Source organism: Crateriforma conspicua, from assembly GCF_007752935.1.
GTDB classification, from domain to species: Bacteria; Planctomycetota; Planctomycetia; order Pirellulales; family Pirellulaceae; genus Crateriforma; species Crateriforma conspicua.
On sequence record NZ_CP036319.1, the window covers coordinates 4,107,417 to 4,133,975 of the forward strand.

General features: G+C 57.3%; 18 protein-coding genes. 7 read left to right on the forward strand and 11 right to left on the reverse strand.

Going from position 1 to position 26,559, the window contains the following annotated elements:
- Positions 1 to 132: 132 nt before the first annotated feature.
- The gene (locus Mal65_RS15000) at positions 133 to 414 is read left to right on the forward strand and encodes a peptidylprolyl isomerase (protein WP_145299150.1); all 282 of its coding nucleotides are present in this window, start codon (positions 133 to 135) and stop codon (positions 412 to 414) included.
- A gap of 103 nt (positions 415 to 517) precedes the next feature.
- On the opposite strand, the gene Mal65_RS15005 is transcribed toward Mal65_RS15000, so the two are convergent.
- A complete protein-coding gene (locus Mal65_RS15005; RefSeq protein WP_145299153.1) occupies positions 518 to 1,870 on the reverse strand; it encodes an alkyl/aryl-sulfatase in 1,353 nt (450 codons plus the stop codon).
- Between the two features lie 223 nt (positions 1,871 to 2,093).
- Entirely contained in the window at positions 2,094 to 2,954 is an 861-nt protein-coding gene (locus tag Mal65_RS15010; protein ID WP_145299156.1) for an SDR family oxidoreductase, read from the reverse strand.
- A gap of 314 nt (positions 2,955 to 3,268) precedes the next feature.
- Between Mal65_RS15010 and Mal65_RS15015 the strand changes: the two genes are divergently transcribed.
- On the forward strand, positions 3,269 to 3,718 hold the full coding sequence (locus Mal65_RS15015) for a MarR family winged helix-turn-helix transcriptional regulator (protein WP_165701295.1): 450 nt from the start codon (positions 3,269 to 3,271) through the stop codon (positions 3,716 to 3,718).
- Positions 3,719 to 3,781: 63 nt separating this feature from the next.
- Here the strand turns inward: Mal65_RS15015 and Mal65_RS15020 are convergent, their stop codons facing one another.
- Together Mal65_RS15020 and Mal65_RS15025 are read right to left on the reverse strand one after the other, a co-directional pair.
- Entirely contained in the window at positions 3,782 to 5,194 is a 1,413-nt protein-coding gene (locus tag Mal65_RS15020) for a uroporphyrinogen decarboxylase family protein (protein ID WP_145299162.1), read from the reverse strand.
- 194 nt (positions 5,195 to 5,388) lie between these two features.
- Positions 5,389 to 6,465 carry a glycoside hydrolase family protein gene (locus Mal65_RS15025; protein ID WP_231131143.1) on the reverse strand — a complete coding sequence of 359 codons (1,077 nt, stop codon included), beginning with the start codon at positions 6,463 to 6,465 and terminating at the stop codon, positions 5,389 to 5,391.
- Positions 6,466 to 6,842: 377 nt separating this feature from the next.
- On the opposite strand from Mal65_RS15025, the gene Mal65_RS15030 reads away from it, so the two are divergent.
- Both Mal65_RS15030 and Mal65_RS15035 read left to right on the forward strand, forming a co-directional pair.
- Entirely contained in the window at positions 6,843 to 8,141 is a 1,299-nt protein-coding gene (locus Mal65_RS15030) for a cellulase family glycosylhydrolase (protein WP_145299167.1), read from the forward strand.
- A 5-nt stretch (positions 8,142 to 8,146) separates the two neighbouring features.
- On the forward strand, positions 8,147 to 8,347 hold the full coding sequence (locus Mal65_RS15035) for a hypothetical protein (protein WP_145299169.1): 201 nt from the start codon (positions 8,147 to 8,149) through the stop codon (positions 8,345 to 8,347).
- A gap of 24 nt (positions 8,348 to 8,371) precedes the next feature.
- Here the strand turns inward: Mal65_RS15035 and Mal65_RS15040 are convergent, their stop codons facing one another.
- The 3 genes from Mal65_RS15040 to Mal65_RS15050 form a co-directional block, all read right to left on the reverse strand.
- Positions 8,372 to 9,643, reverse strand: coding sequence for a Gfo/Idh/MocA family protein (locus tag Mal65_RS15040; protein WP_165701296.1), 1,272 nt, complete (start codon positions 9,641 to 9,643; stop codon positions 8,372 to 8,374).
- 175 nt (positions 9,644 to 9,818) lie between these two features.
- Positions 9,819 to 12,341, reverse strand: coding sequence for a PVC-type heme-binding CxxCH protein (locus Mal65_RS15045; protein ID WP_145299176.1), 2,523 nt, complete (start codon positions 12,339 to 12,341; stop codon positions 9,819 to 9,821).
- A gap of 104 nt (positions 12,342 to 12,445) precedes the next feature.
- Entirely contained in the window at positions 12,446 to 14,026 is a 1,581-nt protein-coding gene (locus tag Mal65_RS15050; RefSeq protein WP_145299179.1) for a sulfatase family protein, read from the reverse strand.
- Between the two features lie 353 nt (positions 14,027 to 14,379).
- Here Mal65_RS15050 and Mal65_RS15055 point away from each other — a divergent pair, with 353 nt between their 5' ends.
- Positions 14,380 to 15,171 carry a c-type cytochrome gene (locus Mal65_RS15055; protein ID WP_231131144.1) on the forward strand — a complete coding sequence of 264 codons (792 nt, stop codon included), beginning with the start codon at positions 14,380 to 14,382 and terminating at the stop codon, positions 15,169 to 15,171.
- Positions 15,172 to 15,198: 27 nt separating this feature from the next.
- Here Mal65_RS15055 and Mal65_RS15060 read toward each other — a convergent pair whose 3' ends face one another.
- The 4 genes from Mal65_RS15060 to purM form a co-directional block, all read right to left on the reverse strand.
- Entirely contained in the window at positions 15,199 to 17,334 is a 2,136-nt protein-coding gene (locus Mal65_RS15060; protein WP_145299184.1) for a Tex family protein, read from the reverse strand.
- A gap of 99 nt (positions 17,335 to 17,433) precedes the next feature.
- Positions 17,434 to 18,900 (reverse strand): cardiolipin synthase, encoded by a 1,467-nt coding sequence (gene cls, locus Mal65_RS15065; RefSeq protein ID WP_165701297.1) that lies wholly within the window; start codon positions 18,898 to 18,900, stop codon positions 17,434 to 17,436.
- A 70-nt stretch (positions 18,901 to 18,970) separates the two neighbouring features.
- Positions 18,971 to 19,882, reverse strand: coding sequence for an endonuclease/exonuclease/phosphatase family protein (locus Mal65_RS15070; RefSeq protein WP_145299190.1), 912 nt, complete (start codon positions 19,880 to 19,882; stop codon positions 18,971 to 18,973).
- Positions 19,883 to 20,063: 181 nt separating this feature from the next.
- Positions 20,064 to 21,122, reverse strand: a complete 1,059-nt coding sequence (gene purM, locus Mal65_RS15075; RefSeq protein ID WP_145299193.1) for a phosphoribosylformylglycinamidine cyclo-ligase — start codon at positions 21,120 to 21,122, stop codon at positions 20,064 to 20,066.
- Between the two features lie 921 nt (positions 21,123 to 22,043).
- Between purM and glgX the strand changes: the two genes are divergently transcribed.
- Together glgX and groL are read left to right on the forward strand one after the other, a co-directional pair.
- Entirely contained in the window at positions 22,044 to 24,137 is a 2,094-nt protein-coding gene (gene glgX / locus Mal65_RS15080) for a glycogen debranching protein GlgX (protein WP_165701298.1), read from the forward strand.
- A 584-nt stretch (positions 24,138 to 24,721) separates the two neighbouring features.
- Positions 24,722 to 26,425: a chaperonin GroEL gene (gene groL / locus Mal65_RS15085; RefSeq protein ID WP_174820168.1), complete on the forward strand. Its 1,704-nt coding sequence runs from the start codon at positions 24,722 to 24,724 to the stop codon at positions 26,423 to 26,425.
- Positions 26,426 to 26,559: the final 134 nt, after the last annotated feature.

Consider the following 26,559-nt stretch of genomic DNA (forward strand, 5'->3'; position numbering starts at 1 on the left):
GTTCACTGGCCGCGCCGCCGATGGGGTTTTCTTCGGCCACATCTCAGGGCACGATGGGCGGCCAAATGGACCAACAAAATCCTTGTTGCGTTGTCCATTGACGCCCCAAACCCCATCAAAGCGAGACCACCAATGGCAACCGCCAGCGCACGTCACATCCTGGTTGAAACCGAAGATGCATGTCAGGACTTGAAAGAACAGATCGAAGGCGGAAAAGACTTTGGCGCCATCGCCGCGGAATTCTCCGCCTGCCCGTCCGGGAAATCAGGCGGCGAACTGGGGACTTTCAGCCGCGGTCAAATGGTGAAGGAATTTGATGAGGTCGTCTTCACAGGCGAACTGAACAAGATTCACGGTCCCGTGAAGACGCAGTTCGGATACCACCTGATCGAAATCACCAAGCGAGTCGATTGATTCGACATCGACCAACCGCCCGCGGCGTGCTATCGCCGCCGCCGCGTGACGGAGCAGGGCACCGACTGGCAAGCCGAGGCCGTCAAGGTTACGTCGATCGGAACTACTTCGAATCGCCCCGCAATTCCGCAGCGACAGTCAGGTAGTAATTCCGAGCGGTCGCATTGACCATGTCTTGGGCCAATTGGGTCAACGCTTGGGCTTTGATTTGCTTGGCTTCCCGATCGTTCGGTTCGATCGCCAACAAATGATCGGCCAATTGCGCGGCCCACTGGGAATCGCCTGATGCAACCGCCTCGTGCGCCTTGGCGGTCAATTGGTCTGGCCCGCCGGCAAGATCGGCGACCCGCTGTGCTTCCGCCTTGGGTGACAACGGGAACAAATGGGTCGCATTCCCGTCAAACCACCCCAGATATCCGTTGAACACACTGCGAATTCCCCATTCGGGATGTCCATAGAAAGGTTGCAGGTGATCCTTTGCGGCCAAGTCATCGGGCAACTGAACGTATTCGACCAGCTGATCCGGTGTCATTCCCTGGTTCATTCCTTCGACGGTCTTGTCATGGATGAACCGCACCGCGTTGTGATAGTCCGACAGCACCTCGTTGACCTTTTGTGCACCAAGCACTGGGTTGGTATGACCACCGACAAGAGCTTGTGCGTGATGGTCGGCTAACTTTTGTAAGCTGTCGGCCCACAGACGCACACTGCGGTTGGGAGTCCCACGAATGGCATACAGGTTGGGGAAGGAGCGATAGAAATTGTCGCCAGCGAACAGTGCTTTTCCAGCCGGATACCACACGAATAGTTGGTCATTCGTTTCACCCGGCGACGAGACCAATTCAAGTTCGATCCCGGCAATGTTCAATGATTGTTGATCCCCTCGCAGAAAATGCGTCGGGCTGGTCCTGTCGTCGGACGAGAATACAGCACCACCGCGGTTGGGGTATCGCACCGGTGCCACGCCATTATTGATCCGTTGATCCGACGGCAGCAAAAAACCGGCCTGCCGAGCACCTCGTATCTTCTGCACCGTCAAGTCGCCACTGACCCAACCGCGAGCCTCGCTGCCGAAATTCTCGTGAGCCCAAATCTGAGGTCGCGATTCACCCAAAAACGCGGCTGCACCGCCGGTATGATCACCGTGCGAGTGGGTGAAGATGATCGCCTTGACGGGCAGGTCCGTGATCTTTCGGAATTTCTCGGCGATACGACCCGCATCATCCAGGGTCATGCCAGTATCGATGATCACCACCCCGTCGTCACCGACAATCATGGACACGTTCGAAACGCTGTAGCCGACCGCCGTGTAAGCGTTATCGGCGATCTTGAAAATACGCTCTTCGAATTGCTTGCCTTGCGCAGTCAATCTCGCTGCGGCATCACCGGCGCCAAGAACGATGATCGGCTGCAATGCTGCCAAGAAGACGATGGTTGCCAATAACAAACGATTCATGCGGTTGTCCTGGTGAACAATAGGGGAAAGCGGAGATGAAAGGAGTGTTAGAATTCGATCAATACGGCTTTTCTTTGAAACGATCGGACAGCCGGACTTCCTGCAAAGTCGGGTCCGGTAATTTTCTTTCATTGATCCCATGCATCTATCGGACATCGTCGGTTCTCAGAGAAGCCATCACGAGACCAAGACCGGGATACTTTCCCGGTTTGCGTTGGCGGAATCAGGTGACCGCGTGGGTTTTCAGTTGGTCAAAATAGGACTGCCAAGTCTGGTGTTCGCGACCGGCGGCCGCCAGGAAATCACTGGGATTGTCGACTGCTCCGTTTCGGATGCCCTCGTAGATCCCCGCAATGATATTTCCCATGAATTCCCCTAGTTCGTCGACACGGTCCTTGCGATATTCATCCACGGACATCGCCCGATAGCTCAGATTCGTTCCAAAGGCAGCGTTCAGATAGTCAGCCAACTGTTGCTGGGTGATCGCTTCGCCGTGCAGGTTATAAGTTTGGCCGTCGTGTTTGGATTTCGTTAGCATCCGTGCGTACGCATAAGCCAGTTCCGGTCGCGTCGTGTAGCCGCATTGACCGTCACCGGCGCAGTTCGCGATTTCGCCACGTTGCTTGTACGTGTCGATGTATTCGACATCCGGTTCGATGTAGATTCCGTTGCGACCGATCACCCAGCGCAATCCGCTTTCGCGCACATCCGTCTCGGTCTGTCGGTTGCTGTGAACGACGGGCGAAAACGCGGTCGATTGTTCGGCTCCCTGAATACTGGTGTAAACCAGCTTCTGAACCCCCGACTGCTTGGCGGCTTCGATCACGTTGCGATGTTGACCGATGCGTTTATCCGGCGCGTCCATCCCTGAAACCAACAGAACCGCATCGATGCCCTGTAGTGACTGTTTCAAGTCATCGGGTTTCTCGTAATCTCCGGGGCGGATTTCGATTCCCAACGATTCGGCTTTGGAGGGTGTCCGCGCCAAGCCGATCACGTTAACGGGTCCGACGATTTCAGCGGCGGCCCGAACGATGGCACCGCCCAGTTTTCCGCTAGCGGAGGTGACTGCGATTTTCGTCATGGGGTTGTCCTTTTCTTGACTGGATCGTGCCGGAAACACCACGGAACCGCTTGGTTAAGCGATCCGACCGTGGCCGTGTCACCGCCCCGAAAGCAATGCCAGGGAGACCGACTAAGGCTTCGTCGTTCCGAGACTCCCGCGACATTGTCATCACAGCCCAGCAAACAGTACGCCAAACGAATTTCGGCATTCTGATCGCCAGACCGGCATTGGCCGCCACAGCCCTTATGTGTACAATGCACACACCCACGAGTCAACCGCCACCCGGCGTCAGCAACAGCGTAGAACTTCAGTCATTCCCAAGGTCAAACCGCATGGCGAATCAACAGCGTCCGGGATTCTTGATCAGCCGTTTGGCGTATCTGTTTCGGCTGCGCATCGAACAAGTGCTGGCGGAAAACGATTCGGAACTCTCCTCCGAGGAATCCGCGTTGTTGATGGTGTTGGTGGAATCGGGCAAACCGCTTCGCCGCGGCGAGTTTGCCGAGATCATGCTGCGGGACAAAACCACGATCACTCGCCAGCTGGACGGATTGGTCGCCAAAGGGCTGGTGAAGCGACAGAAAGACCCTCAGGACGGCCGAGCCGTTCTGATTTCACCGACGGCTAAGGGGAGACGTCAGATTGAGCGGCTGTTGCCACCGTTTCGCCAATTGCGGGAGAGCCTGAAGGACGGGCTGACCATGCAAGAATGGAAGATCGCGATGAAGGCGATGCATCAGATGAAAGACAATCTGATTGCGATGGAAAAGACGGCCGACTGATAAACGGCAGTGTCACTTGCGAACTCGCCGCATTACGTTCACCTACAGAACCTGAATACCGATTTAGAACGATACGACCATGTGCCACAGAAAAGCGTAGGCCCAAGCGTCGATCCCTTGCCAAGACGACTGGACCACGGATTCGTCACCGGTCATTTCCGGCCATTCTTGTCGAACGTTTGCCCATGGTTGGACAACGCCGGCGGGACGATCGGACTGGTCGTGAATGAATCGTCCGTCGGCAGGTCTTGCGGCGATCGATTCTACCGGCATGCCGCCCGAGGACTGGGAATAGGTTCCAAAATCACGAAAAGTCTCGGTCATGATCCGCAGATTTTCGATGCTTGTATCGTTCTGCATGATCGCGCCCGCGTCGGCAATGTAGCCACCATCGACGGCGACCTCGGCGATCACTTTTTTGCAGTACCGGCGGACTTCGTCAGCATCCGCAAAGCTGAGCAACCGATTAGGGATCCCGCCGCTGATTGCAAACTTGTGGCCGAGTTTCTTCTTGGCTTCAAAGACGTCATCTTGGTCGCAATGAACAATGATGCTGCCGGCGGGTAACTCCAAGAAAGCGTCCCAGTGATGATGCCATTTGCCTTCGGCATAGAACAGGGTTTGATGCCCATCGGCCCACAGTTCTTCGATGATCGGTTTCAGTGTTGGCCAATAGAACCGGTCAAACTGGTCTTGATTGATCAGTGGCACGCAACCGCGGTGCATCCAAATCGTGACGGGCAACACGCGATCGGGGTCTGCGGACGCTTTGGCGACTTCCAACATATGCGGCATCAAGGCTTCGACGGCCGCCATGACTTCGGCCGGGCGTTCAAATAAGTCGTATGTCATCCCCAGATAGCCGCGAAACTTGTCAGCGATGATATCAAACGGACTCTTCAAGATGCCGCAGATCGCGGCGGGAGTTTGGCATTCGACGCGCAGTTGCTGGACCGCTTGCCCCAGTGCGTTGAAGTACTGCATGACTGCCATGCCGCCTTTCAACCACGCCAGGTTATTTTCCGTGGTGTTGGATTGGCCAGGCCCGCAGACGCGCGACTGCGTCCGAGGAATCCAGGTTTCCAAAAGAAAGCCGGTCGGGTCCGCCGCCAATGCCTGGTATTCGTCGCTGCGCATCCACGCTTGATCTTCAGACGGTTCTTTGTATTGGAAACAGTTGTTCGCATCCAAACCGACGCCCGGAATGGCCAAGTAGCGGGTTCCCATCAACTGGGGAATCAGCCCCCAGACGTAGACCATGTTTGGGACAACCGCGTCCCACCCGAATTGCTTCGTCGCGACACGAACGGCTTCGAAAGCCTTTTCATAATCCTGGGTCACGTCTTGGCACGTCATGCCGGCGATCGTTGCCGTGGCTTCGGCCACGAATGGCCGGATCGGGATGCGGTCCGGTGTGCCGTTGGCCATCGCGACGCGATAACGCTGCAGTCTTTCTGCATAAGAGTCATCGTTCATGGTGCTACCTACGCCGCCCCCAGAGCAAATCTTGGATCCCTTTGTAGCGATCGACCAAACGGTTTCGAAACCCGATCGGTCATCACCGCTATTGTCGCGATGCAAGATTTGCCGCGTGGCAGTGGGCGACCACGAAGTGACGCATTTTTGCCGCATCAGGACGACATGTCGCACCGATCACTCGGTCGCAACCTTCAACCTTGCGGCGTGACGCTTTCGCGATAGTCGTTGAGACGTCGTACGGCATCATGCAGTCCCGGACGCTCGCTTAACCCATCGCCGAAGAAGCCCTGTTTGACGCCGGCGTTTCCGAAACCTTTGCTGGTGTCCACTGGATTGCACCAGAAGACGCCCAGGATGTAATCCGTGTCCAACGCGGCTTTGACATAATCGACGTAGGCTTCACCCGCGGCCACTGAGTCATCCGCGATCTTCCACATCCGAACGTCTTTGTCCCCGTCCTTGAAACGGATCGCAAAGTCACAAATCAAGATCGGCTTTCCGGTCAACTGAAAAACCTTGTCGAATTCGTCTTTGGGGAACGGCGCCCAAAAATGCGGCTGAATCGCGATTGCATCGACATATGGCAACATTTCTTTGACGACACCCGGGTCCAACGTATTGAATGCAAACCGATCACCGAAGATCAAATGATCAGGGTCATATTTGCGGTTCGCTTCGCCGATCACGCGAAAATACTGCCCAGCGATGCGGCACAAAAACGCTTGATCGCGGGCCTGTCCATCATCACCATCCCAGTTCGCCACAAAAGCGTCATAGACATTGCGTCCCGGTGAATCGCCAGGCAGATCACGCATGAAGTCCACCCAATTCTTTCCGGTCGGATTGTCCAGCGGCCAGGCCCCCAGATCCGTCCAGCAGTAACCGATGACGTTGTGCGGATTGTCGCGACTGCGTTGACAACTGGCTTTCACACCACGCTGAAGCTTCGCCTGTACCGCCGGGTCAAAGATGTCGACGAACCGAATGTTATCCTTCCCACGGTACATGGAAATGGGAACCAAATGATTCCAGCTTTCCAAGTAGGGCATATCCGCCCGCAATGCGTCGGGACACCCGTAACCATAGGCATTAAACCCCAGACGTTTGCACGCGTTGGAGATCACGGAGTAGTCAAACGTCGCACGGTTGGTCCCCATGTGCGTGATACCGTGTGCAAAGAACGGATCACCGTCTGGCCCAACCAACCAATGCCGTCCGTTGATTTGCGTCAAACCAATGGTTTGCGGTTCATCGTGTTGTGCGTGCAAGGTCGGCGAACAAAGGATGACGAGTAAAAGCACGTGAGCCAATTTCATAGCACTTGTCGCCTTCGTCGACGTGAAACGTTTCCAACCGGATGAATCGACCAATGTACCATCGTTCCCATCCCCGCGGCTGTGTTAGCCCATCGACAAGTGTTCGATTCCGTTGTCCATCGACGGGCCCCGGCCCCCACATCGCGAATCTGCATGCCGCTTTGCCGGCCAGTTGCCATCCGAAGTGCCGGCTTTGCCGGACCAATCAACACTTGGCGTTTTCGGTCGCATTTGCGTGAATAGGATTCGCGATTGATTGCGTATAGATATCGTAATGAGGGACTCTGTCGCACATCCATTTCCCAACGCACCCATCGACCGATCGATTCATGATGAAACCAGTCAAGCTGTTGTTGCCGATCATGGCCACTGCGCTGTTGTTTTTACATCCCGTTTGCGTTGCACAGCACAGAAACACCGAGTCCGGAAATTCAATCCGCAAAAGATCGGCGAACAAGAAACAGCGGAGGACAACAGAAAAAATCCTGAAAGAATTCCCGCCGGTGGATGGTCGCTGGACCGTCGGGCGGGCCAACGCATGGTATGCGAAACAACCTTGGTTGGTCGGATGCAACTATTATCCCGCGACGGCGATCAATCAAATCGACATGTGGCAGTCGTCGACGTTTGATCCGGAACAGATCGACAAAGAACTCGGTTGGGCCGAAGACATCGGCATGAATACCCTGCGGGTCTACTTACATGATTTGGTCTGGGACGATGACGAAGAAGGCTTCTACGGACGCATGGACCAGTTCTTGGACATCTGCGGAAAGCACCAGATTCGGCCATTCTTCGTATTCTTTGACGACTGTCACTTTCCGACTCCCGAGTTGGGACCGCAACCGTTTCCGGTCAAGCGTTATCACAATTCGGGTTGGCGAAACTGTCCGGCGCGCGATCTGGCGGTCAGGTTTGCTGAGGGAAATGCAACCGTCGAAGAAGTCGCACGTTTGCGCGGATACGTCCAAGGCACGATGCGACGCTTTGCCGATGACGATCGCGTCCTGTTTTGGGAACTGTACAACGAACCGGGGCGCGGCAAAGGCGAATCGGGGGACATGGCCAAACAACAGGGCTCGAAAACCAGCATGGGTGATCGGTCCAACCGCTTGGTGCACCAAGCCTGGGTGTGGGCAAGGGAAGTCAATCCGTCACAACCCATCACCAGCAACTCGGCCGGCAGCGTGGGCGTCGGGAACATCGCCATCAATCGTTCCAACGCGGACATTCATTCCATTCACAGTTACAGCCCGCCGGCGCAACTAGAAGAACTGATCCTGGATTACAAAAAAGACGGCCGACCGGTCATCGTCACCGAGTGGCTGGCGCGGACTCGTGGCAGCCGCGTCCAAGATTGCTTGCCGGTACTGAAGAAACACAACGTCGGCGCGGTCAATTGGGGATTCGTATCCGGAAAGTCGGGAACGATCTGGCCGTGGGAAAGTCGCAAAGGCAAAGACTTGGTTGCCGAACGTCGTGATGGCAACGTGGTGGCCCCCGGCGAAGCCTTTCCGGAACCGGAGTTGTGGTTCCACGATTTGTTGCGTGCTGATGGAACGCCGTTTGACGCTGAAGAGATTCAGTTTTTCAAAAAACTGACCGGCGTCCAATCGAAACCCGATTGATCGGCGTGCGATTGCCGCATTGTATCAACGAAATCGCTGAATTGGATCGCCCGTGGGTGCCGGTTTTCGGCGACACGCATCACAAGGACTGGGACAAGTATCGCTTGCCGCCGGGATCACGTCACGGATGCATGTTGCCGATTTCCATGTCGCAGGATCGGGCACTGCGCAAGGCCTTCGCCCTCGACCGAAGCGGACCGAATTGATGTGATTCGCCGGATCGACCTCGGTCAACCGATGTCGGGTAAATCCCACCCTTTTCGACGTGGACGATCCAGCAACGCGTTGGCTTCGTCATCGTTGGGAAATGTTTCCTTTTCGGGGTCCCACTGCAGACGCCGTCCCAGCATGCGGGTGATCACGATCAGGTGGCTGATCGAGGCCGTGCGATGTCCGATTTCCACATCCGCATTGGGTTTTTCGCGTGAACGGATACAGTCAAACCAGTTGTCGACATGGCCGCGTGCGATCAAGTCGTCGCCTTCCCATTTCGCCGCTAGTTCCGGATCCGGCGGATCGGATACGAAGTCTGGTGGGTTGGTAGTGTACTTGTTGCGATTGATTTCCATCTTGCATTTCGAACCGGTGAACACGGCACCCAACTGAGGACCACGTCTTGGTTCTTTGTCCGGGAAGCTCAGTCTCACTTGAACTCCGTTGGCATAACGAAAATCCACGCGTGCTTGCGGGCCTTCATCCACCGGCCAAAATTCGACAGGGCCGGTTTCATCGGCTCCCAGCGCGTACTGCACCATGTCGTAGGCATGGGCGCCCATTCCGGTTACCTGCGAATTGGCATAGTCACGCCAATTGCCCCACCAGCGTCCATTCTTGACCGTCCAGTGCTGGAACAATTCGTGATGAAACGGATGCACCGGAGCTTGTCCCTGCCATAGATCCCAGTTGACGCCTTGGGGAATCGGTTCGGCGGGCAAACCTTTGGCGGGATACGGATTGGGGCCTCGAAAGTTGACACATTCGACGGCTCGGATGTCACCGATCCCACCGTCCCGCACGAACTCGCATGCGAACTGGTTCATTTCCATCGTTCGCTGTTGGGTGCCCGTCTGAACGACTCGCTGGTATTTGCGTGCCGCATCAACCAGGGCACGACCTTCGCGCAGGTACAACGACAGCGGCTTTTCGCAATACACGTCTTTGCCGGCTTGGCATGCAAGAATGCTGGCCAACACATGATGGTGATCGACGGTCGCCACCATCACCGCGTCGATGTCTTTCTGATCAATCAGTTTGCGATAGTCTTGATAGACCCGCCAATCGGCCTGGTTCTTCTTCGTCACTTCATCGGTTTTGCGAAGATCCGCGTCACAGATCGCCACGACGCGTCCCGAATTCGGGATATTGCGGGTCAATTGATCCCCACGCATGCCCATGCCAATGATGCCCACATTGATTCGGTCATTGGCACCGGGTGATGAATCCGATGCCAACACATGCCGCGGAATGATGGTGGGAACGGCCAAGGCCGCCGAAGCCGTCATGGCCGCCCGCTTGATGAAACTTCGTCGGCTAGGACCAGGATTGCATTTGGCATTCATCCGAAAAACCTTTTGTAAAGCGGATGGGCCAAAACTTGCGGGTGCCACGAACGGCAGGCAGGAATCGGCCCCAGTGTTGCTGGGTTGTCAGGCCACCTGCACCGCCGCGGCGCGTCGGTCAGCTTTCGTCACCTGACAATAGGTAGGCGATCAAATCACGGATCTCATCGGCTGTCATCGTGTCCAAAAGACCGCTGGGCATGATGGACGACATCAATTCGCGACGTTCTTCGATGTCATCTTTATCGACGAAGAAGATGACGCCATCGTTTCCAACGTAGGCTTGTTTTTGTCCTTCACGACCGACGACCAACCCGGTCAATATTTCACCGTCCAGCGTCAACAATTGTTGTGGGCGATAATACGGTGCCATTTCCGCGTTGGGATTGACGATGTGCTTCAACAGCCAATCCCGATCAATATCGCTTTGCCGATGAATGGTTGAAAGGTCCGGACCGATTTGATTGCCGCGGCCATTCATCGCATGGCACTTGTAGCACCCGCCCAACGCGGTGTGGAAAAACAATCGGCGTCCCACGGCGACGTCCCCCTGACCCGCGGCGGTGTCGACCAGTGCCTGCCATCCCGACAAGTCGTCGACATCCGGCTTGGGATCAAGTTTGCGCTGAGCCAGCCCTTGGGCGACCAGTGTTCGTTTCGCTTCGGCCGACACCGCGGCATCCGCGTCCTCGGTCAATCGTTGCAACAGATCGTCGAAACCCGTCGAATCCACCAACCCGGCGATCGCATCGGCACGCGTGACCGAATCGATGGAATCGTCTGCGGCAACGTCGGCAAGCACTTTCGCACGATCCGGTTTCGGATGCAGTGCCAGCGAACGAACCGCTTCACGTTGGACGGACGGTACATCCGATTGGACAAGCGTTCCCAGGATCTTCACGGTCAGGCCAGGATGATCCGCGCGGATGTTTCGCAGGGCGAGCGATCGTAGGGAAGTTGGCTTGAGCGGATCGACCGCCAAATCCAGCAGCGTTTGATCCGGTGAAAATTCTTTCCCGTCGCCTTCGCTAATCGCCGCCAACGCCGCCACGATCGATCGCAGATCACGAGGCCGCAGATCGCCGCGTTCAAGGGTGCGTTGCAAGTCCGACCGATACTGGTCCAGACCTTCGTCGGCGATCCATTTGATGCCGACAAATCGGACGTCCGAATCTGGGTCGTTCAACAATGATGGGATCGCTTCGATGAAGCGTCCCTGGTGTCCCCGACCGTTGTCGATCCGCTTCAGAGCCACCGCATAGCTCGCCTTGGCAGTTGCACTTTCGAAATGCTGCCACCCCATCGGATCAAGCAAATCGGGCGTCGATACCAACGATGCAATCGCTCGGGTTTGTGCATACGGATCGTCGCTGGCTAGACGTCCCATCGCGTCATCGAACGAAAGCGTCGAACCATCGTCGCCGCGCGGGCGTGGGGCCAGATCCACGGGTTGCTTCAACTTCACACGCCAGATTCGACCGTGCCCGTGAACGGGATACGAGATCTTGACCCAGTCGGTGAAATACAATTCCGTCCGGTCGGGCGAATAGGCAAAGTGCACCGGCCGAAAATCATCTGGACCGCTTAGGAATGGTTCGCGCGAGGCAACGAAAGATTCCCCCTTGGGCGTCAAACCATGCAGATCGACACGATTGTCGGTCCACGAAGCACTGAGCAATTGCCCGGGGCCATAAGAAATTAGTCCACAAGCGGCTTCGCCCAGCGCCCCGATCATGCCCAGTGTTCCGGGGTTCTCGCCGTACCAACACACCAGTGGATGTCGCCCCGAACGACCGTACCGATATTCATAACCAAAGTCGGCCCCAGGGATGACATGCAACAAACGATTGGGCGGGGTCGCGTTGGGATCGTTGTCAGTCGAAAACAGATTGCCTTTCAAGTCGTACGCCATGCCGAACGCGTTCCAATGCCCGGTCGACAGACGTTCCAGTTGGCTGCCGTCGGTTCGACATCGGTAAGTTGAACCGCCCTCGGCACCACCGGAAAGCTCCGTTCCATCGGAACCGATGAATCGGTAATCCGCACCCAAGTTTTCACCGAACCCGAACGCCAACCAATCGGGCTTGGCCGGATCAATCGCCAGTCCGCCCACACCGTTGTGCGGGTAATCGCCATCGGTTTCGCAGACGACCAACTTCTCCGGATCCCCGTCGGCGGTCGCTTTGTCTGCGGCGTTGGGAAAACGGCCGATGAACCATCGCGTGCTAACGTACAAATGTCCGTCGGGACCGAACAGCAAATCGGTGCTGAAGGTGTGGCCTTCATAGAAAACCGACCGCTTGTCGGCGATGCCGTCCGAATCGGTGTCTTCGAACACCAAAATTCGATCCTTGTCGGGACCCTTGTAGTTTGTTTCGCGTTTGTGCGTATGGTTCTCTTGAACGAACACACGACCGTCGGGCGCAACAGCGATTCCCACCGGAGTGACAATCTGTGGATGCGAAGCGAACAGAGTCACTTCTTCAATGCTGGGGTGATGAATCTCCAGATCGAAATGGGTCGGTTCGTCCGAACCCCAAATCGCGTCTTCTTCCGCCGCCAGATCGCTGACCAGAAACGTGACAGTCAGTAAGACGAGGCAGCCACGCGTGGCGGCACCAAGGAATCGGTTCCAAATCATCGAACGAATGGTGGGGTGAAGGGATGGAAATCGGATCATCTGCAAGGGACGGAGCAAGGCCACACGGCGACGGGTCGTGTCCGTGGGCGACGGCGATGGGTCCGCTATTTCAATTCCTTGCGAAGCGGTTCGTCGACAACCATCGCTTCGGGAAAATCGGCGGACTTGACGCCATCGCGTTTCCGAAGCCGCTTGTTTTGCTGGCGTCCGCGCGGTGGGTTCAGCGGAATTTCCATGCCACCCAAATCGTCCATCATGTCGTACAAGCGTGTTTGCATCTGCTGCTTGACGTCCGCGTACTCGGGATCATAGATCAAATTGTTTTGCTCCATTGGATCCGCTTGGATGTCAAACAATTCATCGGTGTCCCAAAGACCGTAGTAGGTCGTGTATTTGTACCGATCGCCGCGCAATGAAAAGTGCGTCGGCGTTTGCGGATAGTTTTGTTCCCAGTAGTAGACGTACAAAAAGTAGTCTCGCCAGGGAATTTCTTGGCCCAACGCCAGAGGCAGAAAACTTTGGCCGTCCATGTAGGAAGGCTTTTCCAACCCCATCGCCTGCATCACCGTCGGTGCGATGTCGATGTTGGCGACCACTTCGTCGACGACCGTGCCGGCGGGCAAAATTTCCGGACACTGCATCAACATCGGAACCCGACTGGACGTCTCGTAGGCGACTCGTTTGTCGATCAACCCGTGTTCGCCAAACATGTAACCGTTGTCGCCCATGTAGATGACCAGGGTTTCGTCATGGATCCCAAGGTCTTTCAGCTGCTGCATGACCGAACCGATGCTGTCGTCGACCGAGCGCAATGCTTCGCAATAACTTTTGTAGAACGCCTCCACCGGACTGCCGGTATGCAGCGGAAAATCCATCCCGTGCCAACTGTTGCGTTGATCCAACAACCAACGTGGTCGGTTTCGCAAGTTGTCGGTCAACAATACGGACGAGGGTGGCAAAGTGAACGGCAAATCGGCAAGGCTGCTCTTGTATTTCGGTTCGGGTGTGAATGGACCGTGCACCGCTTTGTGCGACAGGTACAAAAAGAACGGCTGGTCCGCATCGGCATTGTCTTTGATAAAGTTCACCGCCTTATCGGTCAAAACGGTGGTGATGTAACCGTCCTGGGGAACACGCTTGCCGTTTTCGTTGATCGTGTAATTCGGACCGGGCGGATAGTATTGGCCTTGTCCTTTGAAGCTGAACCAATAATCAAAACCGGGCCGTGGGTCATCGTTGGCACTTCCCATGTGCCACTTGCCGATGAACCCCGTTTTGTAGCCAGCTTTCTGGAGGTACTGTGGGAAGAACACGGTGCCATCGGGAACGGCACGCTGGTTGTCGATCACGCGGTGCCGAAACGTGTACAACCCGGTCAGGATCGACGCACGGCTTGGCGAACACAGCGAAGTGGTGACGAACGCGTTCTTCAGATGCACGCCGTTCTTTGCCATCGCATCCATGTGTGGCGTTTTCGCCAACGGATGGCCCATGAAGCTCATCGCATCGTATCGATGATCATCGGAAAGGATGAACACGACGTTGCGCGGCGTGACGTCGTCCATTCGCTTGGGAACAATCGTCTGGGGAACCGGCACCACGTCAGCAGCGACCCGATTCGGTGCCGGGGAAGACGACGCAACGGCAATACCGACAAAAAGCAGTGAGAAACAAACTCGGTTCATATCGTTTCCGAAGGGATCCGGAATTGGGGGGGGCACGGGGAAGAAGCGTTGCATATCCAGAATGGTAATCGCTCCATCGGTTGTCGTGTTCGCGGTGGCGTCATACGACAAGCCATGTCGGATCGCTGAATCCACTCGGGCATGCTTGCTGAAACCTTTTCGCCCTCACTTTCGCACGCCGGATGGGCGAATGATTGCAACGTTTGGACATTTCATGAACTGGTGCTCGTCCGAATCACCATCCGGTCCGACTCGCCACGCTGGGCACACGACTGCGAAGAATCTTCGATTTGATCTGTGATATGAAACTGAATTTGATGCGATGTAGATCGCTGACTGCCGCAGTTGCAGTGATGCTGTTCGTGTTTGCCTTGTCCACCTGGGCGGAATCGCCAAAGCCGACGGAAACGTCCGGGCGTTCAATGCCACAGGGCCCATTGGGCGACGTCGTCCGACTGGGGCAGACGATCGTCAACGAAACAGGCACGCACCCATTATCAAAGTCATACGTAGGCAATGCGTTGTCATGTCGTTCCTGTCACCTGAACGGGGGAACGCATCCCAAGGCCGCCTCGTTCTTGAACATCGCCACGGCGTATCCGGCGTGGTCCCCCCGAGAGCAACGCGTGATCACTTTGGAAGATCGTGCGTTGAATTGCTTCATGCGCAGCATGAATGGGACTCGGCCGCCCAACGGCAGCGAGGTGTCGGTCGCCATCACGACTTACATCACTTGGCTGTCAAAAGGTGAAGCGATGGGGATGAATCCATCGCGTCCGCTGGGGCCAAATCATGTCCAGCCACTAACGATTGATCCGTCGACCGCGGATCGGGAACGTGGTGAAACACTGTACGCCGATCATTGCGCGTACTGCCACGGCGACGCGGGCGAAGGCAGCGACGATGGTCCACCGGTGTGGGGTGACGAATCGTACAACGACGGCGCCGGTTTGGCACGTAACGCGAAACTGGCATCGTGGTTGAAAGTGGCGATGCCTTTGGACGATCCCTACTTGACTGAACAGCAATCGTTGGACGTCGCGGCGTATATCAATTCGCATTCGCGACCGAAGTTCATCTTAGAAGAACACTTGCCCACTCCCGATCGAATGGGCGAATACAACGGGCAAGAACCGCCGAAATGACCCAAACGGTTTCGGCGTTACGATTCGCTAGCCAAGTGCTTTCTTGGAAACCGCGATGCGTTTGCGGTCCACATCCACCTCCAAGACCTTGACTCGGACCACGTCGCCGACCGAAACCACATCGGATGGATCATCGACGAACTGATTGGCCAATTGAGAGATGTGGATCAAACCATCTTGATGCACACCAAGATCGATGAATGCGCCGAAGTGGGTGACATTCGTGATGACGCCTTCCAACACCATGCCTTCCCGCAGGTCATCCATCGATTGCACCGCATCATCGAATCGTGCGACCTTGAACTCACTACGCGGATCGCGTCCGGGCTTGCCCAGTTCCGCGATGATGTCACGGATGGTCGGGATACCGAAGCGATCATCGACAAACGATTCGGGTTGCAGTTTTTGGCTCAGCGTTGCGTTACCCACCAGACTGTTCAGGTCAGCCTTCAGCTCGCGCGCCATGCGCCCGACCACCGGATAACTTTCCGGGTGAACGGCGGAATTGTCCAGCGGTTCATCGCCACCACGGATGCGCAGGAATCCGGCGGCTTGCTGGAACGCCTTTTTGCCCAGCTTCGGGACCTGGACCAATTCTTTGCGGTTAGAAAATCGCCCGTTGGCGTTTCGATACTGCACGATGTTCTCGGCCAACTTGGGACCGATACCCGCGACACGTGACAACAACGGAACACTGGCCATGTTCAAGTCCACGCCGACGCGGTTCACACAGCTTTCGACCGTACGGTCCAAACACTTTCGCAATTGCGTTTGGTTGACGTCGTGTTGGTACTGGCCGACCCCGATCGATTTGGGATCCGTCTTGACCAGTTCAGCCAGCGGGTCTTGCAGACGTCGGGCAATGCTGATCGCACCGCGGACGGTGACATCCAAATCGGGAAACTCTTTGCCCGCCAATTCGCTGGCCGAATAGATCGACGCGCCCGATTCACTGACCATGACTTTGGTCACCGACAGTTTGTGATCGCGGATCAATTGGCCCACGAACGCATCGGTTTCGCGTGAGGCGGTGCCGTTGCCGATCGCAATCAGTTCGACACCGTGTTTTTGGATCAATCCCAGTAGTTTTGCTTCCGCGCCGGAGGTGTCCGACTTCGGTGGTGTCGGATAGATCGTCGTGTTTTCGAAGAACTTTCCGGTCCCATCGACCACCGCGACTTTACAACCGGTGCGGAACCCCGGATCGATACCGATGGTCACACGCGGGCCGGCGGGCGGGGCCATCAGCAGTTCGTTCAGGTTCTTGCCGAAGACTTCGATTGCTTCCTGATCGGCATTTTCCTTTAGCATTTGCAAGACGGTGGACTGCGTCGCAGGCTGCAACAAACGCACAAAGCAGTCTTCGGCGGCATCGGCCAACTCGGCCGCAAACTCGAACGAGCGATTCCGCAAGAATGTCGAACGGAGGTGTGCGATCGCACGATCGTCCTCCATCTGCAAACCGATCCGCAGCACGCCTTCGGATTCGCCACGCAACATCGCCAGCAATCGGTGCCCCGGGATTCGGGCAGCCGATTCCGATCGATCCAAATACGCTTCGTACTTTTCAGCCTCGTCCTTCTTGCCGCGTTTCACCGCCGATGTGATCTGGCCGTACTTTGTCCCCTTTTCCACCATCCATTGGCGGACCGACGGGTCTTCACTCCACTGTTCGGCGACGATGTCCAGCGCTCCGGCCAACGCAGCATCGGCATCGGGCACATCGCGTTGGGCGTCAACGAAGTCTTGCAGGACTTGCGATTTCGACTTGGGCAACCGCGTTTGCTTCAACAGCAAATCGGCCAGCGGTTGCAGACCTTTTTCCCGAGCAATCGTCGCTCGTGTACGCCGTTTGGGTTTGTACGGCAGATACAACGCTTCGAGTGCACGCATGTCGTTGCACTGTTCAATTTGTTTTCTGAGTTCAGCGGTCAGTGCGCCCTGTTCATCGATCGTCTTCAGCACCGTCGCCTTGCGAGCCTGCAGGGCGATGTGTCGTTCCAACGCGTCTTCGATCGCACGCAAGGCGATTTCGTCCAGACCGCCGGTGGCTTCTTTGCGATACCGGGCGATAAAAGGAATCGTGTTGCCTTCTTCCAACAACTCGATCACCGCAGCGACCTGGTGTTCGGGAAGATTCAATTCACGAGCAATCGATTGCATGGGTCGACCAGCGAAACAAATGGACGGGAAATATCACAGTCAGATCCAGCCAATGGGATAGCGACCCGGGCAATGTGGTGCCAATCGCAAATTTCAGTTTCAAAGCAGCGGGCTGGCCAGACGGAGCGAATTTTCCAAAAAACGTTCTTTGAAACCACGTTGTGCAAATTGTTCCGGATCCAAACGATCGGAATCGTCCAGATAGGTTTGCTGTAACTGACGGATTTCCGCGGCGAAATTCGAATCGTAAATGTACAACGCGACTTCGTAATTCAACCAGAAGCTGCGCATGTCCAGATTCACCGTTCCGAACATCGCGTGTTGGCCGTCCACGGTGATCGCTTTGGTGTGCAGCAAGCCATCCCGGTACAGATAGACTTCGATGTCGTGGTCCAACATGTCTTGGAAATAAGACCGGCTGGCGTAACGCGTCAAAAACGAGTCGACCTTTTCCGGCACGATCAATCGCACCGTCACACCGCGGGCCGAAGCCCCGTTCATCGCCCGCAACAGCGATTCGTCGGGAACCAAGTACGGCGTCGTCAGCACGATTTCTTCTCGTGCGGTATTCAACAGCGTCAAGATCATCTGTAACTGGGCATCGCCCGATTGGCCGGGCCCCGACGGGATCACTTGCAGATCCGAAGGCCCGTCCGGTTCGATCAATCGCAATTTGGCACGTTCGACCAGTTCGGCCAATGGCGTCCCGGATTCTAGATTCCAATCGCCGATGAACACCGCGGCCAACAGGGCGACGGCGGAACCTTCCAAGCGGGCCATCGAATCCACCCACTGACCGACGCCGGCGTCTTGCTTGAAAAACCGCGGGTCGACCAGGTTCATGCTGCCGGTCCAGGCGATATGACCATCAACCACGACAATCTTGCGATGCAGTCGTAAATCGGTACGGCCGACGAAGGTTCGAAACAGTCCGACGGGCAGGGCGGCGTGCAATTGAACGCCGGCGTCACGCAAACGCTGGGGCTGGTCCGTTTTCCACCAAGGCCGAGCCCCCAAGGCATCGATCAACACGCAACAGTGAACGCCACGACCGGCCGCGTGGATCAGGGCCTCCAGGACATCGTCGGCCAAACCGCCAGGATGCCAGATGTAGAACTCCATCAGCACGCTGAATTCCGCTTGATCGACATCGCGAGCGATCGCTTGCAGGATCTCATCGGTCTTGCTGAACAAGCGATGACGGCTGCCCCGCACGGTCGGGAATCCGACCAGCCGACGACCGATCTGGTCCATCCCACGTAGCCCCGGCGTGTGATCGTCCCAACGGATGTTCGTCAGTCCTTCCACGGCAGCGGTTTCCGCGACGCGACGATAGTTTTCCCGCAAGCCCTGGAATCCGGCACGACGCCGACGTCCGATGCGTCGTTCACCGACCATCAAGTACAACGCCGAACCGAACACGGGAGTCGCCAAGATCAACAGAATCCAGGACAGCGCCACGCCGGTCGCGGGCCGATTCATGATCACGCGAACCGACAACGCGGCCACCACGGTCACGTGTGTGACGACGGCCCACGTCGAAGCGTGCAAAAGAAAGTCGCTCAACCGAATGTTCCTTTACCGAGATCGGCATCAACAGAAACGCAGATCGCCAGATCGATGGAAGCGAATCGTGTTAGCGCGGCACGAAACGAATGGCCGCAACCACCGGCAAGTGGTCCGATGGGAAACGTCCACCGACTTGGTCGCCAAACGTGACGTGACGACGGACTTGGACATCGGACGTGACGAAAATGAAATCGATTCGTCGTCCATCTTCCACCTCGCGAAAACCCGACCATGTCGAATCGGGCCCTCGGTGCGGCGTTTGAGTGATGGTCCGTGCATCGGCCAAAAGTGATTCGTCATCGTCATCGGTGATGATCTGGTACGGCCGGCTGTCGGGCAGACAGTTGAAATCGCCGGTGACGACGACCGGATAATCTGCGGCGAATTGCTGTGCGGTCGTGCGAATGATCTTCGCGCTTTCGATACGGGACTGGGGTCCACGATGGTCAAAGTGGGTGTTGATCATCCAAAACACGCCGCCCGATTTTTGATCGCGAAACTTGACCATGGTCATCAGGCGGGTGATCGCCGCATCCCAACTCTTGCTGCCGGGGACATCGGGGGTTTCCGACAACCAAGCGACCTTTGTTTCCAACAACTTCAACCGATCGGCACGATAAAAGATCGGACAGAACTCGCCACCCTGCTGACCGTCGTCGCGACCGACACCGAACCATTGGTATTCGTCCAGGCGGCCTGCGAGGTCTTGAATCTGTTCCTGGCGAGCTTCCTGCAGACCGACCACATCCGCGGACTGGCGAATTCGATCGGCCACCATGTCGATACGATGGGGCCACGCATCGGCGCCGTCTTTGGGGTTGTTGTAGCGAATATTGAACGTCATCACCCGCAGATCGCTCGGGTCGTCCCCGGTCGCGGACTGCCGCGTTTCTTCGGCGATGGCGGCACAGGAATATAGTGCAAGCGCCAGCGAGACACAGACCAAACACAACGCGGGGAATCGAAGCGATATCGTCATGGGATCAATCGTTAAGGCGGGGCTGTTTTGGGGATTCTTCGACGAACCCACCAATCATAAGTGATCTGTTCCCATCGACACGACCAGGACGGATGAACACGCGGACACGCAGCGTCACGTGATCCGCATACACGTTCTTGCACCGGAGATCCAGCGGCTGGCGTCTAGGGTTTGCGGACACCTAGGCGTAGACGACTTTGCCGGTGCCATCTTGGATACGGCCGATCGTGTGGGTTTCGAATCCCGTTTCATTCAATCGGTTGGCGATGCTGGACGCATAGAAATCGCTGACCACCAATGCCATCCCGATGCCCATGTTAAAGACGCGGCGCATTTCGGACGTGTCCACTTTGCCGGTTTGCTGCAGCCACTGGAACACCGGTGGTACCGGCCAGGCCTTGGCATCGATCACGGCGTCGACGTTGGACGGCAAGACACGATCCAGGTTTTCTTCGATCCCGCCGCCGGTGATATGGGCGATCGCGTGCAGGACTTGCTTGACCCGATACTGGGACTGGATCGCACGAATGGCGGGCGTATAGATACGTGTCGGCGTCAAACAAGCATCGGCCAGCGTCTGGCCGCCCAAGCCGTCGGGGCTGGCGTCCCAATCCAGGCCCGCGTCTTTAATGACTTTGCGGACCAGGGAAAATCCGTTGCTGTGCAGCCCGGACGAAGCGATCCCCAAGACCACGTCGCCCGCGGTGACGGTGTGACCATCGATCAATCGTTTCCGTTCGACCACGCCGACCGCAAAACCGGCCAAGTCGTAGTCATCGTCGCCGTACATGTCGGGCATGATCGCGGTTTCACCACCCAGCAGTGCCATGTCGCCGGCGACGCAACCGTCGCTGATGCCCTGGACGATCTGCTCCAACCGTGCCGGGTCGTCGCGTCCCATCGCGACGTAGTCCAGAAAGAACAGTGGCTCGGCACCAGTGCACAACAGATCATTGACGCACATGCCGACCAGATCGATGCCGACGGTATCGTGGCGGCCGGTCGTTTGCGCGATCTTCAGCTTGGTCCCCACGCCATCGGTGCCACTGACCAGAACGGGATCCGAATAATTGCGTGCGAACAGTCGCCCGGCAAAATCCAGACGAAACAGTCCGGCGAATCCGCCGTCGCTGGGGATGACTCGCGGCGAAAACGTGCGGTGCATCAGCCGCGGCAATCGGCTCATCGATTCGGCGTAGACATCCAGGTCGACGCCGGCGTCTTTATAGGTGGCGGCCATGGGACGGATTCGGATTCTTTGACGTGACTGACACAAGGGGGCCCGGACGGCGGCCGCAGCAATCATGGTGGAACGCGGCGTCGCGATGGAGCGACATCGGGCTGTGCCGGCAAATAATTCGGCCGGTGGACCAAAATTTTGGCGGATTCAAAAATTCTGATCCGCCGCATCTTCAGGCCTTCGGCCGCATACTTTGCACCGACGGCCGGGCCGCTGGCAACAGCATGGCTTGTCCAGGGCGGCAATAACAGGTGGTGCACGTCACTTGGGGCGGATCCGGCGACCTTGCCATTGGATCCGGTGGGACCGCTGGCGTGGGACGGGAACTTTTGACGATTCTGACCGTGGTGAGGGACCCGCGACGGAGCGGAACGGCCGGGTCTTCGGGGGTGAATCCACGGTTGCTATGCTGCGATGGACGGCATCGACCTGTCACCGCGTGCCATCCAGGCTTGCAGTTTCCAATGTTCCGCTTTGCGTCAGCCGTTCCGAACTCTGCCGCCGGTGGGCTTGGAACTGTTTGTGCGATGTGGACGGCACGTGGCGACACCGCAATGCCCGACCGCTTTGTTTTTCCGTCCAATTTCGAGGGAGGTTTCTTCGCCCACCCGCACCAACCATCGATTGATCGAAATCACCGTTGGCCACTGAAGTCCGTGATGCCGAAGCGCCACCGTCGCATCGATCGGCAAAGTCGACCTGTTCGAAGATCTTTTGCCGACCGACGACGTTTTCGCATTCGATTTGCGCTCCAGGGGCCACCGACAAAAAGCCTGCGGCCGGCCGACCATTTTCGCCCGGTCCCTTAGGCAGTGGTAGGTTTCGATTGACCACTGAAACAGCACGCCGCCGTCGGCCCGGGGAATGATTCCCGATGCGTCGGGGCGTGCGGATTGCGATATGTATCGGAGAAACCGCAACATGCTCATGCGACAGCCTTGTCCCGACCTGCAGTTCACCTACCAAGCACCTTATGGGGCTCACCTGACGGAAAAGGGAGTCAAGTTTTCGGTGTTCAGCCGATCGGCGACCGAGATGCGGTTGCTGTTGTACAACAAGGTCAACGACCGTGAACCGGCTGAAATCATCGACTTCGACCGCGACACCGATCGTTGGGGTGACATTTGGAGTCTGAACGTTCCGGGTCTGGAAGCTGGACAGCTTTACCACCTTCAAGCCAGCGGCCCGTTTGATCCGGCCAACGGTCAGCGATTCGACGCTTCGGCGCGTTTGATCGACCCCTTTGCCGGTGCATTGGCGGGAACCTTTCAAAAGTCCAAAGACGGCGTGATCCGTCCGCCCAAGTGTGTCGTTGTCGACGAACGCTTTGACTGGGAAGGCGACCGGCACTTGCGTCACGAGATGTCCGAAACGGTCATCTATGAAATGCACGTCCGCGGATTCACCCGCAGCCGCACCGCCAAGGTCAAATGTCCCGGCACTTACTTGGGCGTGATTGAAAAGATCCCGTACCTGAAATCGCTGGGCATCACGGCCGTCGAACTGATGCCGGTCCACGAGTTTCCGATTCGTGACATTTGGGGCAACAAGCTGAAGCGGCCCAACTACTGGGGCTATGACCCGATGGCCTTCTTCGCACCGCACCGTGGTTACGCCCACGATGGAACCCCGGGTGCCCAAGTCAACGAATTCAAGCAGATGGTCAAAGCCCTGCACGAAGCCGGGATCGAAGTCATCCTGGACGTCGTGTTCAACCACACCTGCGAAGGCAACGAAAACGGCCCCGTGCTGTCGTTCAAGGGCTTGGAAAACCAAGTCTATTACATCCTGAGCGAAGGCCAGCATTACTGTAACTACAGCGGATGCGGCAACACGGTCAACGGAAACCACCCGGTCGTCCGTGAGATGATCTTTCACTGCTTGCGTCACTGGGTGCACAACTATCACGTCGACGGATTCCGTTTCGACCTGGCCAGCATCTTGTCGCGTGACCGTCACGGCAACTTGATCCCCAATCCGCCGATGGTCGAATTGATCGCCGAAGATCCGATGTTGGCGGACACGAAGATCATTGCCGAAGCTTGGGATGCCGCCGGGGCTTATCAGGTCGGCAGCTTTGGCAACCACCGCTGGGCCGAATGGAACGGTCGTTTCCGTGACGACGTTCGTGGTTTCTGGCGTGGCGACGGTGGAACGCTGGGCGCCTTGGCGACTCGGTTGGCCGGCAGCAGTGACTTGTACCAACACGCCGGGCGGCCGCCGTTCTGCAGCATCAACTTGGTGACCAGCCACGACGGGTTCACCATGAATGACTTGGTGACCTACAAGGACAAGCACAACGACGCCAACGGCGAAGACAACCGCGACGGTGACAACCACAACATCAGCGACAACTACGGCATCGAAGGCCCGACGCGTCGCAAAGGTGTCGTGACGATCCGTGCACGCCAGATCCGCAACATGCTGACCACGCTGTTGTTAAGCCAAGGGGTGCCGATGCTGGTCAGCGGCGACGAAATCCGACGGACGCAAAAGGGCAATAACAATGCGTATTGCCAAGACAACGATGTCAGTTGGTTCGATTGGCGGTTAGTCGAACGCAATGACGACTTGTTGCGTTTCGTCAGCGGGCTGATTCAGTTCCGCCGTGAACAACCGACCGTGCGTCGTCGCGATTTCTTGACCGGACATCCTGTTGACGGCCGCAGCATCCCGGACGTGTCTTGGTACAACGGCAAAGGCAACCCGTTGGATTGGGGGCAACATGAACTGGCGATGATGGCGTACGTCAGTGCTCCGTCTCGAATCGCCGACCCCGAGGGGATCGGTCGCGACCTGATCATGATGTTCAACAGCACCGGTGACGATCGCGAATTCCACTTGCCGGAAATCAGCCGCGGTGTGCAGTGGAATCTGTTCGTCGACACGGCAGCGGAATCGCCGGGCGACATCTTCCCGAACGTTGACGGGCCGATCGCGCCGACCAATCGCATGATCCCGATGCCCTGTCACTCGCTGAAGGTCTACGTCAGCCACACGGCACAGCTGTCGTAAAGGCGGACGCGGCGGGATCGGGCCGGCATCGTTAAACCCTCCCTCCGGGAGGGCCGAGCCCAAGTTTTGAAGTCGCGACTTCACCCGAGGCATTGGCCTCTCGATAGCCCGCAGCTTGAGCGAGGCGATGTCCACATCGCCTTTTCCTCGCTTACGCGTCGGGTTACCAGATAAACGCAACTTCAAAAAGCCTGAGCAAGGCGAGGGCGCGACAACTCTTGGTGTCTGCCGCTGACGCCTGCGGCTATCGCGTTTGCCCCAGCTTTCTGACCGGTCGCCGCCCAACGATCATCCGCCGCCGGCGTCCCATTTCCGGTGCCCCGGCCGCTGCCATGCTGGCATGGCGGAGAAGCCGCCGCGCCCGGCTTGCCCGCTCCCAATTTTTTAAGCCGTTACTCCGCAACGACTTACGGCCACAAAAAAGTTCTCGGCACGGGGTTTGCTTTCCGGGAAGCGAAACTGTGTACGCTGCCACCGGCGGCGTGACCGGTCCGATCGAACCATCCTTTTACACGTCGGCCCCCACCACATTCCGGGTCGGGCGTGTCCCATCACAGACGATACTTCGACAGGAGAAACACGTCGTGGCAAAGCAAATCGTTTTCGACGACGACGCACGCGGGCCGTTGCTGGCCGGCGTCAGTAAATTGGCACGAGCCGTCCGCAGCACCCTCGGCCCGCGGGGACGCAACGCGGTGTTGGACAAAGGCTGGGGATCGCCCAAGGTCACCAAAGACGGTGTGACCGTGGCGGAGGACATCGAACTGGATGACCCCTACGAAAACCTGGGCGCGCAACTGGTCAAAGAGGCTGCCAGCAAGACCAACGATGTTGCCGGCGACGGTACCACCACGGCGACCGTGCTGAGCGAAGAGATCTTTCGCGAAGGCTTGAAAATGGTCGCCACCGGCGCCGATCCCATGGCGCTGACCCGCGGCATCAACCAAGCCGTCGCCACGGTCGCCGACGCGATCAAGGACTTGGCCAAGCCGATCGATGAAAAGAGCAAGAGCGACATCAAGCAGGTCGCCACCATCGCCGGCAACAACGATCCGGAAATCGGTGCCGTGCTGGCCGACGCCTTCACCAAGGTCGGCAAGAACGGTGTGATCACCGTCGAAGAAGGCCGCAGCAACGAGACCTACGTCGACGTTGTCGAAGGCATGCAATTCGACCGCGGATTCTTGTCGCCCCACTTCGTCACCAACCAAGACGACGTCGCCGTTGAACTGGACGACTGTCACATCTTGTTGTTCGAGGAAAAGATCAGCAACAACAAGAAGATGATTCCGTTGTTGGAAGCGATCAGCAAGGCGAAGAAGCCGCTGTTGATCATCGCCGAAGACGTCGAAGGCGAAGCCTTGGCCACGCTGGTCGTCAACAAGATGCGTGGCATTCTGTCGGCTTGTGCCGTCAAAGCCCCGGGCTACGGCGATCGCCGCAAAGCCATCTTGGGTGACATCGCCGTGCTGACCGGCGGCAAGGCCGTCTTCAAAGATCTGGGCATCGACCTGGAAAGCGTGAAGATGTCCGATCTGGGTCGTGCCAAGAAGGTCCGCATCACCAGCGACGCAACAACGATCGTCGGCGGTGCCGGAACCAAGGCCGACATCGAAGGCCGTGTCGCTCAAATTCGTCGTGAAATGGAAGCGACCGACAGCGATTACGATCGCGAAAAGCTGCAAGAACGCTTGGCCAAGCTGGCCGGTGGCGTCGCCCAAATCAACGTCGGTGCGGCGACCGAAACGGAAATGAAGGAACGCAAAGCGTTGATCGATGACGCACGTGCGGCCACCCAAGCGGCCTTGGAAGAAGGCATCGTTCCCGGCGGCGGTGTCGCGCTGCTGCGTTGCCGACCGGCCGTCGAAAAGCTTGAAAAGTCCAGCGAAGGCGACATCCAGTTGGGCGTCCGCATCATCCGCAACATCTTGGACATCCCGTTGCGTTCGATCGCCAACAACGCCGGCGTCCGCGGTGCCGTTGTCGTTAACCGCGTGTCGCAAATGAGCGGTAACGAAGGCTACGACGCCAACAGCGACAGTTACACCGACTTGGTCAAAGCAGGCATTGTTGATCCGGCCAAGGTCGTTCGTACTTCGCTGACCAACGCCGCCAGCGTCGCGGCTTTGCTGCTGACCACCGAATCGCTGGTTTGTGACATCCCGGAAGAAGAACCCGAGGGTGCCGGCGATCACCATGACCACGGCATGGGCGGCATGGACCCGATGGGTGGCATGGGCGGAATGGGAGGCATGGGCGGAATGGGTGGCATGGGCGGCATGATGTAAGCCGTCGGTGATCACTTCGGTGATCCGCCCTGAACCCACCTTTGATCCCGCGGCGAAATCGATCGCCGCGGGCCCCACGGAAAACCAGACAACCAATCAATCCAAACTTACAAATCAATCGATAGGAATTTCCC